At 49.4% G+C, this 14,173-nt stretch carries 15 protein-coding genes; 1 reads left to right on the forward strand and 14 read right to left on the reverse strand.

Annotated features, from left to right (window positions below; translation table 11 throughout):
* Window positions 1-51: 51 nt before the first annotated feature.
* From Pan161_RS28410 to Pan161_RS28440, 7 genes are all read right to left on the reverse strand, one after another.
* Entirely contained in the window at window positions 52-1,203 is a 1,152-nt protein-coding gene (locus Pan161_RS28410) for a hypothetical protein (protein ID WP_145232096.1), read from the reverse strand.
* On the reverse strand, window positions 1,196-2,605 hold the full coding sequence (locus tag Pan161_RS28415; RefSeq protein WP_145232097.1) for a phage portal protein: 1,410 nt from the start codon (window positions 2,603-2,605) through the stop codon (window positions 1,196-1,198). The genes Pan161_RS28410 and Pan161_RS28415 overlap by 8 nt, the downstream gene beginning before the upstream one ends.
* A gap of 516 nt (window positions 2,606-3,121) precedes the next feature.
* Window positions 3,122-5,218, reverse strand: a complete 2,097-nt coding sequence (locus tag Pan161_RS28420; RefSeq protein WP_145232098.1) for a terminase gpA endonuclease subunit — start codon at window positions 5,216-5,218, stop codon at window positions 3,122-3,124.
* Between the two features lie 31 nt (window positions 5,219-5,249).
* Window positions 5,250-5,669 carry a hypothetical protein gene (locus Pan161_RS28425; RefSeq protein ID WP_145232099.1) on the reverse strand — a complete coding sequence of 140 codons (420 nt, stop codon included), beginning with the start codon at window positions 5,667-5,669 and terminating at the stop codon, window positions 5,250-5,252.
* A 2-nt stretch (window positions 5,670-5,671) separates the two neighbouring features.
* Window positions 5,672-6,301 (reverse strand): hypothetical protein, encoded by a 630-nt coding sequence (locus Pan161_RS28430; protein ID WP_145232100.1) that lies wholly within the window; start codon window positions 6,299-6,301, stop codon window positions 5,672-5,674.
* Window positions 6,302-6,409: 108 nt separating this feature from the next.
* Window positions 6,410-6,997, reverse strand: a complete 588-nt coding sequence (locus Pan161_RS28435; protein WP_145232101.1) for a hypothetical protein — start codon at window positions 6,995-6,997, stop codon at window positions 6,410-6,412.
* Window positions 6,994-7,266 carry a hypothetical protein gene (locus Pan161_RS28440; protein ID WP_145232102.1) on the reverse strand — a complete coding sequence of 91 codons (273 nt, stop codon included), beginning with the start codon at window positions 7,264-7,266 and terminating at the stop codon, window positions 6,994-6,996. Before Pan161_RS28440 ends, Pan161_RS28435 begins: the two co-directional genes overlap by 4 nt.
* 173 nt (window positions 7,267-7,439) lie before the next feature.
* On the opposite strand from Pan161_RS28440, the gene Pan161_RS28445 reads away from it, so the two are divergent.
* Window positions 7,440-8,315, forward strand: coding sequence for a TIR domain-containing protein (locus tag Pan161_RS28445; RefSeq protein ID WP_145232103.1), 876 nt, complete (start codon window positions 7,440-7,442; stop codon window positions 8,313-8,315).
* A 78-nt stretch (window positions 8,316-8,393) separates the two neighbouring features.
* Here Pan161_RS28445 and Pan161_RS28450 read toward each other — a convergent pair whose 3' ends face one another.
* The 7 genes from Pan161_RS28450 to Pan161_RS28480 all read right to left on the reverse strand — a co-directional run bounded on the left by Pan161_RS28450 (window position 8,394) and on the right by Pan161_RS28480 (window position 14,171).
* The gene (locus Pan161_RS28450; RefSeq protein ID WP_145232104.1) at window positions 8,394-8,600 is read right to left on the reverse strand and encodes a hypothetical protein; all 207 of its coding nucleotides are present in this window, start codon (window positions 8,598-8,600) and stop codon (window positions 8,394-8,396) included.
* On the reverse strand, window positions 8,597-8,959 hold the full coding sequence (locus Pan161_RS28455; RefSeq protein WP_197995571.1) for a PDDEXK family nuclease: 363 nt from the start codon (window positions 8,957-8,959) through the stop codon (window positions 8,597-8,599). Before Pan161_RS28455 ends, Pan161_RS28450 begins: the two co-directional genes overlap by 4 nt.
* The gene (gene ssb / locus Pan161_RS28460; protein WP_232103537.1) at window positions 8,950-9,411 is read right to left on the reverse strand and encodes a single-stranded DNA-binding protein; all 462 of its coding nucleotides are present in this window, start codon (window positions 9,409-9,411) and stop codon (window positions 8,950-8,952) included. The genes Pan161_RS28455 and ssb overlap by 10 nt, the downstream gene beginning before the upstream one ends.
* 3 nt (window positions 9,412-9,414) lie before the next feature.
* Entirely contained in the window at window positions 9,415-10,161 is a 747-nt protein-coding gene (locus tag Pan161_RS28465; RefSeq protein ID WP_145232105.1) for a bifunctional DNA primase/polymerase, read from the reverse strand.
* A gap of 286 nt (window positions 10,162-10,447) precedes the next feature.
* The gene (locus tag Pan161_RS28470) at window positions 10,448-12,187 is read right to left on the reverse strand and encodes a putative quorum-sensing-regulated virulence factor (protein WP_145232106.1); all 1,740 of its coding nucleotides are present in this window, start codon (window positions 12,185-12,187) and stop codon (window positions 10,448-10,450) included.
* An 80-nt stretch (window positions 12,188-12,267) separates the two neighbouring features.
* Complete coding sequence (locus Pan161_RS28475) at window positions 12,268-13,134, reverse strand: phosphoadenosine phosphosulfate reductase domain-containing protein (RefSeq protein ID WP_197995572.1); 867 nt, start codon at window positions 13,132-13,134, stop codon at window positions 12,268-12,270.
* Window positions 13,131-14,171 (reverse strand): hypothetical protein, encoded by a 1,041-nt coding sequence (locus tag Pan161_RS28480; protein WP_232103538.1) that lies wholly within the window; start codon window positions 14,169-14,171, stop codon window positions 13,131-13,133. The genes Pan161_RS28475 and Pan161_RS28480 overlap by 4 nt, the downstream gene beginning before the upstream one ends.
* Between the last annotated feature and the right edge of the window lie 2 nt (window positions 14,172-14,173).

Below are 14,173 nucleotides of genomic sequence, written 5' to 3' on the forward strand. Positions count from 1 at the left end.
CACTCCTTTGATTGAATTCGTCTTCAAAAATACAGACCCGAGACGATTTGTTTATTTAAACCGGTGCAACGCCTGAAACGCGTCGTACTTCCCCTTTGCCCCCTTGCCGCTGCTCTTTTTCTCACCAGCCTGGCCCGATTCCAGCGGGGTATCCTCGCCCAGATCGATTGAAGCGATTTTTTCATTCAACTCTTCAATCTGTTTGTCTTTGGCTGCCAGCTTTCCGCCCAGAACATCAACATGGGCTTCCAGTGCTTCAGAGTACGATTTGCCTTCACCGAGCCATTTCACCCCGTGTTCAGCGCCGAACTTGGAAACATACTTATTCAATTCAGCAGTGTACTGAGAACGGATTTCATCGGCGTTGACTTCCGGTTTGGACGGTGCTTCAGTTTCGTTTGCCATTTCTTCAGGCTCTCCTTTTGAAACGATTTTCAAGTTATGGTTGTCGAGATAACGATCCACGTAGGCAGAGAGCCTGTCAGGATCAATTCCAAAATCAAATTGAGAAGGCTTTTCAGAGCCTTCGATTTTGAACGCGTAATTCAGCAGCAGTTCAGCGTTCTGGGGGATTTCCTGGCCCCGGTGAAACAAGCCGTCAGGATTGGCTGCTGGATCGTCAACAATGTCAGCACCATAGAGTTTTGACAGTCGACAATGTTCATAGTTCTTTTCGTTGTCGGAATCAGGGCTTTCAAATTCGCCGGAGTCCTCGTTTTTATGTTCGACGTGAAACAGCTCTTCTGCTTTTCGGTCTTGCATGAACACGATTGAGGAACCAAATTTATCAGGGTCCTCTTCGGCAAAATCCATCACATAATTAGCCAGGTCTCCGTCAGGCGTATTGTGTGCCGACTTTGAAAAGTGCAGATCAGCAAATGTCTGATCGCCTTTCATGTAGGCGTTTTTGATGTTACCGAGAAACTTTCCCAGTCCGTCAGCAGACAATCCGGGATGTGTGAAACGGGCTTTCAACCCAGCTTTCCCAGCTGCGTTGATTGCGTCATGAACCTGCTGGAGAAACTCAGCATCACACCACATCTCGTGTCCGAGTGCTTCCCCACGGGTAATCACGCTGAAATCGCTGATCAGCCCCGCGCCATTATCACCGCCTTCACGGTCAACGCTACCAACGGCACCACGCTGTACCTTGGAACGCAGTCTGTTGACCGGCTTGCTCAGGATTTCAGAAACGTCAGGCATCTTTTTCCACCACTTCTACAGTCTGAGGTACGATTCCAAAATCCAACGGAACGCCCATCTTTTCTGCAAACTTGAAAGCTTTCGCGGTCAGCTTAATGTTGTCTTCAAAACTTTTGTTTCCACGACGTTTGCAGATGTCATACGGATTATCAAAACCGCCTGTTACTGCAGCTTTGTCTCCGTTGATTTCCTTGAGTGGGTCCCACCAAGGCATCCCGTTAGGCACCCACTCCCAGAACTGTTTTTTTAGCCTGATTCCAGACGGAAGCTTGATTTCGTTATGGATCACGCCCCATTGAAGTTGACCAACAATCCACCAATCACGGAGTGACCTGTTGCGTTGCCGCTTCGTTACGCATGACCTGTCGTAGTGCTGCCATGCTGCCTTGCTACCAAAAAAGTTGGTGAAACTTTCGTCATAAAATGAAAACGGGATGTCTAACGACTTTAGAGTGACTGCAATCACCGAGTTCAAAAACCCGGTTGTGTTAACGCCCGGTGCGTCCGACTTTAAAAACTCTGCTCGGTCACCTGGGTCCAAGTCCAACATGACCGGACCTGCCCCGAAGTCTACTTGGTACTTTCGCTCATCAACTTCGGTTTCTTCATCATCATCTTCAGTCTGAGTCGGACCACCGAAGCCTTCTGTTGCTTCGCGAAATATCGCCATTGCAAACAGTTGCTCAACCTTCAGTTTCGCCAGGCCTAAATCAAAACCTTCATCAACGTCTTGCAAATCAGTCAGCCCGGCCAGAATCGGCGAAACCCCTCGTACTTGGTCATACCGATCATAATAGCCGTGCAAATACAGGTTTTTCGCCTTTACTGTGCGGTCAAATTCGTACCCGTTTCCGCCTTTGCCACGGTTAAAGATTGCGAAATCTAAGGCTCTGCCAGCCTTGTTTGTGCGGACACCATGCACCCAGGTATCGTTTTTGTTTGGTTTGGGATGATTGCGAATACGGTCGCCTTCTGCCCCTTGAGAGTGCCCCGTGTTTAATCGCAGGATGCCTACATCGTTGTCTACCAGGGAGCGAATTTCAGCAATTCGCATAAACATATCTAAGTCATGACGGCCTGCAATGTCGCAGTTGGTCTTTTTGGATCGCTCTTTGACAAACTCTTCAACTTCATTATTAAAACCCTCATCCTCAGTTTTGCACTGAAAAGAAAACTGAGTCGTGTAATCCAGGTGTTTGCGAATCATCCACCCAGCAATGGCAAAGTTGCGATGAACTTCGTTTGCTGTGCTGATTACTTTTCGGCGTGCAGACTTGCCCAGAACGGCATCTTCAGACTTGATCGGACCCGACCGAGACTTGCGTTTGTTCTTCGGTTCGGCTGCATCATAGCCGAAGTAAGAACGAACCCGATTGACACCGCTGCTCAATCCTTTAAGCAAAGCTTACGCACCCCCCAGGTTGATCGTAGATACCACAGGTCGCCTCGTGCGTGTGGTCTTATCAGCTTGGTTCAGTTCCCGCAGGCGCTTTCGCAATTCGGACGGGGTAACCATCTGAGTTGTTACCCCGTCCGTTGTCACGCTCTTCACACCAGCATCGAGTATCGCCTTTATGTTTTCTTCACTCATGAAAACCAAACTACCACAGATTGAAAATTATGTAAGACCGTTAAATCGGGTTCCGATTTTCCAAGAGTGGTCACACAACGTGTTCATAGAACTTGTCAATGCGACGCTGGCTGCAGTTGAGGCACTTTGTGTTTTTCCACCGGACAAAGTTAAACGGCTTTCCATCTGGAGCGATGCCGCTATATTCCAGTGTGCGGATGTTTGAATACTCCTCTCTTTCTGTGGATTGGCACTTTGCACAGCGAGAAATTACAACGTCATGAACTGGCGCTGTCTCAGTCTTGCTGCCTTTTGGTCGTCCTCTACCTTTTTTCGTTTTGGTTGCTGTCATAGATAACTCACCCTTTTACGTCGCTTGCGTTTCGATTTTCTTGCTGCTGGCTTTCCGAGGAGTGAAGCCCCCTCGATGCTGGCTGCCACGATTGCCATGTTGGTGGTATCAAGCCAGTGGTTGTCTGGCCGGCCAGGGTTCAGAGCCCATTCATTGACCTTCCGTCCTCTGGCCTCGACTTCAATTGCATACTCTGCTCTTAAATGCTCTGCATATAAATCATGCCCCCCTTTCTTGTTGTGAAGTGTCATTGATCCAGGCGAGCCGTAAGGCACAAGTAGCCGCCTGTGTAAAAACGTTTTCACGCTGTTAGTGTCCCAGATCACATGCCTTTGGCCTCGCTCCTCACTGGGCAGCATGCGCCATGGCACCGTTGTGTCGGTCGGTCTGAATTCCCCCTTTTGCGGTTTAATTGAAAGCAGTGGATAATCGGAAGCCTTCACACCCTTACCGAATGCGGGGTAGAGTTTGCTGGAAAATTCATTTTCCCGACAAACCTTTTTGACAGCTGCAGTGCTTTCGCCCCAGGCAGCGTCGATCAAAGTAGTACCAAGCCGAAACTCTTCTCCTTTTTTGTTGGTATAAATCCGACTGTGAAACAGCAGGACACAGGCGTTGATTGCTTCCTCAAGTTGTTTTTCCAAACCCAGGCCTGGATGCTTCTGCTGAATGGTGGGCTTGATGTCCTTCAGTGAAAAGAACTGCTTGCGTTGATCGGGGTAACAGCCGCTGTCGATGTTGAAAATATCGAACTGGTCAGAAACCGCCAAGATGGTGTAGAACAGCACCTTCTGTTGAATATCAATCCCCATTACCAGCTTGCGGCATTCCGGAGGAACTTCATATCGTTCAAACTCATTACATTTGTCAGCAATTGCCCGCACAGACAACAAGATGAAACTATCAGAACCCGCCCGCTGGGGATTGTTCTGGTATTCGGTTTCAAATACGTCTTCGCCATCATCAATCAGAGCGTTGTAGGCGTGCTGTATCGCGCTGATTTCGTTCTCTGCATCAAAGCAGTAATACCAGGAAACAACGCATCCCTCGTTCATTTCGTCGAAGTTCTGACGGTAAAACTCGGTCGCCTCTTGTTCTGCCCGCTTTTTATCCCCTGGCATCTCAGGGTTATACGAGTTGCGGAGTCTCGCGTATTTGTCCTTCCAAAGATCGTCGTGACGTTTGGCCCAACTCTTGATCATTGCCACCTTCACACCCTGCCATTCTGGGTGTTTGATCGGGTCTAGCAGCTGATCAATTAAGTCTCCCTCTTCGATGACAGTAGCATTCATCACACACGCCAGTGTGGAGTTGTGCCCGCCTAACTTTAAAACCGCCTTCTGTATTAACTTGAGTCTGCTTTTAACCTGAGTCGGTGACGCCGCTGAAACATCGGTCTGTGGATCGTCGATAATTGCCAGGTCGGGACGTTGCTTCACACCGTCAGAACGTTTGTGAGACAGGCCACGAATCCGGCCCGTCAATCCTCTGGCCTGAATAATGGCCCCGCCGCTGTCGCTCAGCTTGTCATTAACAAAAACACTGGGAAGCACCACCTTATCGGCGTTCCACTTAATGTGGGTCAATTCGCCACCAACGGTCTGAGTGCTGCACCGCTGGAATTTGTTGTCTAACTCGACAATCGGAAAACAGGCTTCCGGGAAGTCTTCATACAGTAAATCGTTGGTCAGTAACTCGGTTTTTATCGAGTCGATATTTTCAGCTGCTGCTGTTTCGTCGGCACCAACGATCACAACAAAGCGCCGATGGCCATACAGGGTAGCCCAGAGGGCTGCATTTTCGCTGATTGTTGTTTTCGCGAATCCACGATAAACGGCGTTTAGATATCGACCACCGGACAGAATCGCCGTTTCAATCGCCTCAATCGCTTGTTTGTGGTCCTCACTGAAGGGATTCAGCCCCGTCGAGTGAGGGAAATACGTAACCAGGAACAAAAGCAGGTCAAACCGGCAAGCTTCCTTTCTTGCCGGGTCAACCACCGCAGGGGGAAGCCCGATTTCAGCAGCAGCCTCGGAACGCTCGCGGGAACGCTTGCCCGCTGTTGCCCTATGGCGTTCGCCTGCTGATTTCATGTCCGTAGGCAAACCCAAACTTCCCCTTCATTCACACAGCAGGTTTCGCAGTCTCCGCCGCTTTCAGTCGTTCGATTCGATCCAGTAGCAATCGTCGCTTATCCGGGTCTTTAAACTTTTCTTCCAGCAGCTTTGTGAAGACCTCTTCCAGTTCCGCCTGCCGTTGGTCCGGGTTATTGAATGCCAGCATCAATTGCCTGATCAACTTGTCGACATAGCCCCGATCATTTTTCATCAGAGCATCGGGTAGCTGAGGCAGCAGTTTGAAGCCTGCAGCCGTCATCGAACTCGACAGGGCTGTCAGGTTTTCCAGCGTTTCACCGATGAACCCGCTGTCGCTTCCACCGGAAACCCCGAGATCAGCTTTCTTTTTCTTCAGAAACTGCCCCGCAAAATAGAGCCCCGCTAGAATCAGCACAGCAAATAGCGGGTTCACATCAATCAAATCCATAATCAGTCCTTTGCTTTGTAACCAAGAAAGAAGACAAACAGGCCACCAACCACCAACAGTAAAGTGGGCAGTGATCCATCAAGCAGGCGTTTCGTTGCTGCAGCTTTATTCCCCAGGTCGATTAAATCAGGAATCGGCCCCAGTAGAGACTGCCGTTTTTCATCCAGCTTTCGCTCGTATGGTTGAACCTGATTGTCAGGCTCGCACTGACCACGCCAGCAACGTCGACGGGACGTTCGCTGGATTGAATCTGCTATCGCTGGCCCGGATCGGGGAATATTGGAACCACTGGCCTTATAGACGACAGTTCCATCAGGGCGCTGCACTGCGATGGCTGGTAAATCGGGAATGGCCTCGGAAAACGTTTCCCGATAATGCGGGTCGGATTCGGTATACGTGTTGAAAATCGTCTGATTAGACAGCGTCACCAACCGCTGGTCAGTCTCAAACGCGTTCACCAGCATCGATTCCTGGGGGCTGTTCTGCCATGAATCATGCAAAAAGAGGGACGTAAACCACTTGTTTCCATCCTCAGGCAGATCAATTACACGCTCTTGAACGTCAGCATAAGCAGCCATCCCCAGCGCCAGCACAAACACACCAAAAAACAGCACCTTCAGATTAGATTTCAACGTCATCACTCCAATGTAAAAGAAAGTCACGGTTGCTGAACCAAGCCAGCAGCACGATAGAAGCCGCCCAGGGCAGCACAATGAGAAAGTTAAACGCAAGTTCCAGCATTAAAGCTTTGGTTTTCGCGGAGGAGGATCGAAAACCGGAGTCACCGCCCATTGATGGCCGCTGTTGTGCCATTCATTCAGGAACCCCTGTCGAGTCCAGCGACTGATGTTATGCGGGTCGTTGTTGTCCAGAATCCACGCGTATTGATCATCGAGACCGACCAGGCAGACCATATGAGCCCCGCCCATGATCGTTACACAAGCACCACGTCGGGTTCTGATACACCATTCCAGGAATTCAACATCCCCGTTGCGGGTTTCCGCAAAACTGACACCTGCTGCGTTCAGTTTTTGATTGAATGAGTCGGGATACTCACCACCGTTGAAAGTCTTGCGCCACCAGTCAGCCAGTTCTGGACGGCCCTGCCAACGCAACAGCATCACCATTGAGGCATGAACGCAGGAGCCTTCACCGTAGGGAGCCCAGTTTTGCTGGCGATATCCGTCTGGAATATCAACCACCGGCTGAACATCCTGAAACGGGGGAGTCGGAACGAACCGCAATTCAGCCTGAGCGCCACCGCCGCCCATCATAAGCAGCAGAACAACCGCAGCAGCTGCCAGGAATCCATAGTCATCATCATTCATTTAGCCCCCATGGCGCCACTGATGGCATTTATCAAAAGTGCGAGAAGTGCTGCGAAAACAGCAGCTATCACTGACTTGACTCGGGTGCTGAACCCCTCCAGAATTGCAACACGCGTACCAATACCAGGGTATTCGTGATTCCCGGAGAGGGCCTGTTCATGACGATTAACAACCTCAAAGAGCGTTTTGCTCTGCTCTCTGATCTCAGCCGTTAATGCAGCCAGTTGAACTTCAACAGCTGTAATCCGGTCCGCTTCCTCTTTGGTCATACCACCCGCTTTATGCTCAATCCGTAAAAATGAATACCCGATTTCAAAGCTACCACAGGTTGAAAATTATGTAAGACCGTTAAATCGGATTCCGATTTTCCTGATTGCTAAATTGGTGCTGTTTTGTGAGAATGTCCACAGGCAGTCACATACATTTTTTGAAAGATTGATAAATGAAAACAAAAGTATTTCTTAGTTGGGGTGGCGCTACTAGCCGTGATATTGCCAAAGAAACGAAGCGATGGATGGAGTCAGTTATCCAAGCTGTAGACCCATTCTATTCAGATCGCAACATTGAAAGTGGGAGCTATTTCCCTGCTGAACTTATTAAGCCTCTGGAAGCTACCAATATTGGGGTGCTCTGTCTGACTAAAGAATGCCTGAATAATAAATGGGTACATTTTGAAACAGGAAATTTATTTAAAGGGGATACAAAATCAAGGGTCCATACCTTGTTGTTTGGTCTTGAAAGTTCGCAAGTTGAATCTCCGTTATCTTTCTTTCAGCATAAAAATTTTGAGAAGCAGAAATTCAAAGAATTCATGGAAGTGATTAACGAAGACACCGGTGAATTAAAATTAGACCCCAATAGGTTTAATGAGTACTTTGACCGAGAATGGCCATTATACGAAGAGAACATAAATAATATCCTTAAGCAAGATAGTGGTTCCTGTGATATTAAGCCGCGTCCACAATCAGACATGATTGAAGAAATATTAGAATTGGTTAGGTCTACTCAAAGAAATATATCCGCGGAAAAATATGAACAGAGATATAAGTATCTTGTAGCCCAATTGCTTTTTCTTGTTAATAAGATGGGTAAGCATGTGCCACGAGACATTGGTCCTGACTTTTTGAATGCTTATTATGGTTTGCTTTCCAGGGTGAGAACTGAACAATCATTTATAAATAAAGACAACTATGTTGTTCTTGATAAATTGGTGAAGGATTTCCCATCGTTGGAAATGCAAATATTATTAGAGGAACAACTTGAAAAGGACCTTGAGACAAAAGAACTCGAAAAACTAAACGATGAATCTAGTGCTTAGGTTTACTGATTTTTAAGTTTAATAAAGAAGGAAAGACACACACAAAAACCGACAGTTCCCTAGTTACTCAGCAGTTTGCTATATCTCAAAAAGGACCCGTTGACCAGGCAGGTCATTGCGTCGTCCTTCTGTTGCCCGAGCTTTTGCCTGTTCAAACCGGTCAATGCTTTCCTGTAAGCTTGGACGATTTACTTTCCGTTTGACTTCATCGCTGAACGCGTCCAGGTCTTCAGCACCATACCCCAGATACGCTGCTGCCATTGCTGCTGCCCGTTTGTTGCTCATGTTTTGAACCTCCAATTCAATAGGTCAATCACCTGCTCACAGCATTGCACAGGCTGCTTACGCAGGTCCTGCGTTGTAAAATGCAGCACACGCCATCCGAGCATCGTTGCTGCGTTGCCCTTCTCACAGTCTCGCTGAATCCCCACACCTGACGAATGCCCGGTCTTACCCTTCAGGAACGTCCCGCCTTGTATCTCCACAGCCACCCTTTGTTTCAACCAGGCAAAATCAAGCCGCCACTTTCGCGTTGGGTGAAACTGAACCTCCCGCTCTGGCGGAGGCAAACCGGTTACCTCCCGCCAGATTTTCAGGAAGACTGATTCCAGGTCGGGTTTCTTCTTTGCTTTCTTCAGTCCCACGGCATCTCCTCGTTATCCATTGACGGCTGACGATGAACATCGAAGCCGCTACCATCGTCGGCTGGCTGCTGCTGGTACTGCTGTTGTTGAGGCTGGCCCTGCTGACCGCCACCATTACCAGAGCCCAACATGGTCATGTTTTCCCCGACCACCTTCAGCTTGCTGCGTCTCTGTCCGGACTCTTTATCGTCCCATTGATCCAGCTGCAGACGGCCTTCAATCAGAACGGGACGCCCTTTGGTGAGGTATTCGCTGGCGACTTCTGCCGAACGTCCCCACAGCGTTACATCAACGAACGTGGTCTCCTCTTTGCGGGAATTGGAGTTTTTATCGAACCAGCTACGATTCACGGCCAGCCCGATTTCATTTACGGCTGTACCGCCTGGCGTATACCTCACCTGAGGATCACGAGTCAAATTGCCTACCAGAATCACTTTGTTAAAACTTGCCACAGATCATGCCTTCCTAAAAACAGACTTCAGTTTGTGTAACAACTCTTTTTCATTCCACGGCGGTTGAGCGTTGGTGTCGTTCCAACGATGAAGCACCGCCCAGGCTTCCAGTTCATCCATGCCCGATTCTTTCAAGTAACAGACAACCTTGTACGTTTCGTTGTGACCGTTCTGGCCACTGACTGCATAAATTCGTTTTACATAGGCTTCACCGTCCCGAATCTTTTTATCAAACTCCGTTGAGCAGGTTTCTGACTTCGGTTTCGGAATCCAGGACAGATTGAACAACGGCAGGTTTTCCGGCCTGAACTGTTCAGCCCCGCTGTGAAACCGGTAGTGTTTTCCATTGACCACAGAGGGAGGGGCAACGACATAACCACCGTCGCCTCTGATGTCATAGCCGTCTGATTGGCAGGTCTTGACAGACTGCCCAGGGTGACGATAGAAAAAATGAAAGCCTTTTGGAGTCTCCACAACAACAGGTGTTTTGCATTCATTCCAGAAACGGTTCGCCGCTTCCATTGTGTCACAGTCGATCACAGCAACCCCGCTGATTGCTCCAGTAACAATGCCGATGTTCTCCCAGACTGGGCAGCCCAGTATTTCTTTTACAGTCATTCGTCGATTCTGCAGCGGTTGCCAGGCGAAGTCCCGAGGGGGCTGTTTTGAACTGCTCAACGGCAGTACCGCCAGACCAAAGTGGGCTGAATACTTTACCGCTTGCGAAATAACCTTGTCTCTGTGATTCATTCAATCCGTTGCCTTTATTACTGCGCGTAACCGGAGCTAAGACTTTAATAGTCAAAGTCCTTTTTCAACGTTTTCACTTCGATTCAGACGGGTCTTTGCTCCACATTTCACGCCCACTCAGGGACGCCGTTTCTGTCCAGGTCGCAACACCAGGACTCCACGGTCACCGTCGGATACTACGTTCGCAGTGTGCTGCTAAATCACACACATCGAAGCTATTTCAACTCACTGCCAATTCGGGCTGTATGCCGCTGGTTGAAAACTTACGGCCTGTATTCGCGTCTAATCACACTCGGGACATCGTCCGCTTATTGATCTGATTCGTGATGATGTCGCCAGCCTGGGCCTGTGTGAGCCCGTCTGTGGCATATCCAAACCGAGACAGCACATTGATTTGTTTTTCAGTAGCAGGCGCGTTCATTCCCCCTCGCCTGCTGACTTCTTTCCGGAGGGCTTTCTGCAATGAGCCCCCTTTGCATTTCTCAATTGCCCAGTTCAGGTAGTAATCAGGCAGATCCTTAATTGGCTCGCCTTGGAACTTCCCGAATGGCATCTCTGTGATTTCTTTTTTGACGCCTTTCAGCTCGCGCTTGGCAACGCCGTTACCGTCCGCTACCTGACTGGTTGAATAGCGCACTTCCCCTTTGATCCTGGCCAGCCGGTCTGCCGCTTCTTTTTCTATTCGCTGTTGTTCCAGGTACCGCTGTTTCGCTGCGTCGTTTTCCTCTGAAATCTGCCGTTCCGCTTTGGCCAGTTCCTCGACCATGTCGGTCGGTCCTTTGTTTTTCATGGCGTTCTGATTGGCCCGCTGTATCACTTCATCAGGTTTTCCGCTGGCCAATAGATGAGCCGTTGAGGCAACCGGAGGTAGCCCTGTAACGCCCACCAGGTCAATAATCATGCAATTCGGTTTGAGGCTCGCAGCAATCGCAGCACGGCGTTCCTCGGCTGTCAGCAGCCCGTCCAGAACTCCCCTCAACGGACGGCATCCACGCCCCTTCATCTGTTCTGCAAGTGACCGGCTTTTCGTTGGTCGGAAAACAGCAACAGCCTCGATTCCCGGATCGTTGTAACCTTCACGGCACAAACCGCAGACAGATAAAAACTGAAACTGCCCGGTTTGATGCTGGCTGTATCGCTCTTCTTTCAATTCGTCGCCAGCTGAACCGTCCAGGGCCTGCGCTGCGCCCGGTCGAAATTCGTTGATTGTGTGAGCAACAGCCCGAGCCATTTTCACGGTAGGGCTGAAGATGATTGTGCGACGGTCTTCAACCAGATCCATCATCGGTCTGACCATCGACAGTAACGCTTCACGTTGCCGGAGGGCTTCGTCCAACTCCTCAATATCAAAATCCCCGTTGACCTCTTTTATGTTCTGGAAGTCAACACCCTCGACTGATACGAATCGCTGATCAAAGGGAACGCACCAACCGTCCCGAATGGCGTTTTTCTCTTCGCCAAACATCTTGTAATCCAATGCCACATCGGGAAACAGCCTGCGCAGAGAGATCCCGTCTCCCCGTTCTGGAGTTGCCGACAACCCGAGCCTTTTGCTTTCGGGGTTGTTTTCAAACCAGTCAATAATGTGTTTGCAGGAAGGCAACGAATACGCGTATCGATGGCATTCATCGATAATCACCAACCAGTGTTTTTCATAACTGAATTTATACAGACGCGAACAGCCGCCCTTTTCTGCCAGTGTTGCCCGACTGGCTACGGTAACCCTGGGCGTTCCGTAACCGCCGAAGGCAACACTTCCGTCCGTCCCCATTTCCAGCCCGACAGGGATACGTAGAAAATCTCCCAGTTCAGACCGAAACTGATTCACCAACTGACGTTCATGAGCCAGCACCATTACATAATGATCACTGGAACGACGAAGCCAACGTTCAGCAGCCATCGCTCCCATGAACGTTTTCCCGCCGCCTGTAAAACACCGGGCGATTGCCCCCGGTGAACCATCATCAATCAGGTCGTAGAAATTACCTATCGCCTCGGCTTGATAATCCCGAGGCGTAAATTTCAACGGACCTTTTATCTGAGGTTTTACAGATTGATCATCCTGAAACAGAAACTGCTGCACGTCACACCACCACAGGTTTAATACTACTCACACAGTCCATAGCTACTGCTACACATCCCAGCCGCCGCTTCTACTTCGACAATTGGGAGCATTGGCTGCTTTCCTCCAAAAGCCGTCTTTGACCATCTGACAACGTCATCAATCCAGTTAATTCTCATTCCAGGGACGCAGGGAGCAAAAAAAGTTCTGCGGACACGTTGTTCCCATTCACGTACCTTGTCGATCATTTCAGGGAAACGTGCATTCCACTCCCTGACATCTGCTTTGCTTGCATTGATACAGGGGGCGCATCCGACACGGTTAAACCCCATCCTGTAAAGTGGGTTTACCTCTTCTCCCGCTTTTTTCAGCACCGAAAAACATTCCTGTTTTGTCCAGCAGCGAATGGGGTAATGAATCTGGCACTTAAAATAATCGTCCCATTTCCCTTCAGGGGTATTCTTCCTGGCATCTGATTCATCACAACGAACACCAGTGTATCGCTCAAACTCAATACCTTTGTCCCTCAGATTTTCATTACACCAACGCCGCTGGGGAGCAAGCTTCAGATGCTCAGTGCAGAATTGTGCCTTGCGAGATGGAAACCTTTGTTTGATGTACGCTAGTCGGTCGAATGTCAGAACGTCGTTATCATCAAACTCTTGCCTTCGATCTCGTGTCTTTCCCGGCCTTGTGCCACGTGTTCCGAGATCCTTAATCAATGGAGTGACTTGAACAACTGGAAAAACGGTCTCGCTAAACTGCCTTATAAATTCAGTAGTGACTGGGTGCTCATGGCCACCAACATCAGAATTCATTGCGATAATATCTTCATCACCGAATTTCTGACGCATCCACCAAAGGCACGCCTGGCTATCTACACCTCCTGAAAAGCCAATTACATGCTTCACGCTGTTGCCTCCAATCCCTCTCTCAGTGCCTCTGATTGATCTTTATTCAGAGCCCCGGTCTGATAGCACCGTTCACACTTCTTGCCGCCACAATGCCCGCAGACTGCGACCGGTTTCCGGTATTTGATGGTATTCATCAGGTTTGTGTAGCAGGTCATGATGTCCTGCATTGCGTTAGGGTTGTACCAGGCGCCGCCCGGCCCGTCCGGCAATTCGTGGATTGCTTTCTTGAGAGCCGTAGCGCGTTTCTGAACTTCGTTGAACGCAGCCTGCATTTCCTTCACGTGGTATTCAGTGACCACATCTTCAGGAATAACCGGATCGTCAACCGGCTCCATTCCGCCCCATTCCGCAGGATCAAAGGAGTCACCGCCAGACGGTTTGCCCCGTCCCATTGCCCGGTCATATTCGTCTTTCTGATTGTCAGCTGGCAACTCGGCAATTTCCATCACCTTCTTTTTGGTAATCTCTTTGCCGTTCAGGATTTCCGGTTTCACTTCAGGCCCGATGTTCTCAACCAGCGTGTCAACGGCTTCGGTGAATTTCTCATCTCTTCTAACCTGTTTTGGACTTTTGCCGACTTCTTCAGCGATAACGACTTCGGTTTTCTTCGAGTGGTCACTGTGACCACTCGAGACATTGCCACTGGAACCGCCTGGCTTCAGATTTTTGCTTTTGTCTTTCTTCTCTGCCTGATATCGTTTGCCGATCAGGTAAGACTTCTGCTTTTCATCCAGGTTCCGCCGTCCGAGCTGATTGGAAATAATCCAATTGTGAGCCTCCTCCCGGCTGGCGAATTCCTTCAACAGAACGCGTGGTGGTGCAATCTGCTTGCGCTGCTCGCCGTCCATGTTCCACCACACGTCGTGTCGGTTGTGCCCGTCAATCAGGATCTCTTCTGACTTCCATACAACAACCGGTTCGCGAAACTCACCATCGCTGATGATGTTCGCCTTGAGCCGTCGCAATTCATCGTCGGTCAGCCCAGGACACAGGCACTTGAATTCGTCGTCAATTTTTACGTCGTCTATATGCATTC

Origin of the sequence: Gimesia algae (assembly GCF_007746795.1) — a bacterium.
In the GTDB taxonomy this organism is placed as follows: domain Bacteria; phylum Planctomycetota; class Planctomycetia; order Planctomycetales; family Planctomycetaceae; genus Gimesia; species Gimesia algae.